Here is a 1,769-nt window from a genome sequence, read left to right as displayed (position 1 = left end):
GAATGAACAATAAAACACGAATGATTTTTTTAGAATGTGACTCGTCCTAAAAAAGTTTACAGAAATTGATTTAAATACTGCTATAGGTTTACAGATTACGTAAAAAATCTCCTGAGTCCACCTTAAAGGGAGATTATACAAAAGCTTGGCTTATTTTACCGGACCCTGAGCGGAGTCGAAGGGGTAGGTATATCGTTCACGCCACCCTAAGGCTTCGGCTCCGCTCAGCCGCCGGGAGGGTGTATGGTTTTCTCCATTATAAATAATGATTTATTTGCGATGTTCGAATCGAAACCCCAATGACCTTATTGAAGAGGTATTATAGAAAGGGTTGCCTAATTTTACCGGACCCTGAGCGGAGTCGAAGGGGTAGGTGTAACGGTCACGCAAGCCCATTTCCTATTTATAATCTAAACTCATCCTTTTCAGATCATAGCCTATATAAAGAGGGCCATAGCCAAAATCATAAGACATGATACCACCCAGGTTGGGCTCAAATTGATTTTCCATAAACAGGCTGTAAATGCCTTGATTAAAAGCCTTCATGTCAAATGAAAATACCACATAAAGCGTCTTTGATTGCTTGGCCGGAATCTCTGCTTGGTTGGAGGGTACTTCTCCCAAATTGATCTCTCCCATATCTTTTGGCTTTACATACATGGAAAAGGGTTGGCCTCCAGGTAGGATGACACTGGAACGAAAAATGGGAATGCTAATCGGGAATTCATTTTGATTCTTAAATGTAAAGGGAATTAAAATTTCAAAACCTCTGGTCTGTGGTCCGGGCAATTGATCAGGGAATTCAGTAAACTTAAATTGATCGTAGGTATCCTGAAAGTCATCCCATTTTTGAGAAGCTCCCAGATTTCCCGTAGGATCAAGAATATTGTCTACAAAATAATCAGTAAGCTTAAAGCTACTGCTTCGGTACAAGAGTGCTTTTGTATTATTCCATTTATTATTGATTTGACTGTCAAAAGGCCTTATCAAGTCAAGCATGTATTTCTCAATTTTCACATCCCTAGTCCTAAATATATTTTCAATGACTGGGTCAGGAACAGGAACTGTCATTTTTACAACAGCATCTATGAAAGGATCTTTTAATCCATCCATTTCCCCGTTAATTAATAAATCCCCAAAAGGAATTAAGGCATTTTTGATGGCATTGGGATTGAGAAGGTTGCTTCCTGTACCCAAGAGTTTGATTTCTATGGGTTCATTGGATTTGGTGATGGAGGGAGGAGCAGGGATTTTCACCTGTGCACTGTGCTCATAGGAAAAATTGAATTTCCCGATCTTTTTTTGGAGTAGCTTGTTGAGGTAAGGTTTTAATTCGGAAGATTCGAGATCAAAATCCTCACTTACGGCCAACTGGAAATTAGGCAACATATTGGTGTAATCCGTAAGGTCCAGTTCTATAGCCGTTTTAAAGGTGATATTGTTGTTTTTGCCCAACAATTGCCTCAACTGGTTAGAATTTAAAGTAAAGGAATAATTTAGCAAACTGGTGTATTTGGCGGGTACCATTACCTCTTGATGGCTTTTGGCCAATCCTATGTCTTTTCCATCGACGAATATCCCCATGACATGATCAGGAATGGGCAGTTCTTTTTTGTAGGGATTGCTGATTTCATAAACCAGGTCAAAATTGACGGCAAAATCTAATAGGGATGTTTGGTTAAATTTAACATCAAAAGACTGTTGTCTGGCCCTTGGTAACATGTCTTCGAGCACCATCAGGTTTGTGCTGCAGCTTAATAAAAAGCAAG

At 39.4% G+C, this 1,769-nt stretch carries 1 protein-coding gene; it reads right to left on the bottom strand.

Annotated elements, in window-relative coordinates:
• Nucleotides 1-399: 399 nt before the first annotated feature.
• A partial coding sequence (locus ADICYQ_RS15260) for a hypothetical protein (RefSeq protein ID WP_235114704.1) occupies nt 400-1,769 on the bottom strand: 1,370 nt, incomplete at its 5' end.

It is taken from the genome of Cyclobacterium qasimii M12-11B (assembly GCF_000427295.1).
Taxonomy (GTDB): Bacteria; Bacteroidota; Bacteroidia; order Cytophagales; family Cyclobacteriaceae; genus Cyclobacterium; species Cyclobacterium qasimii.
Note: the sequence above shows the minus strand (reverse complement) of the source record. Positions and strands in the feature narration are given on the sequence as shown.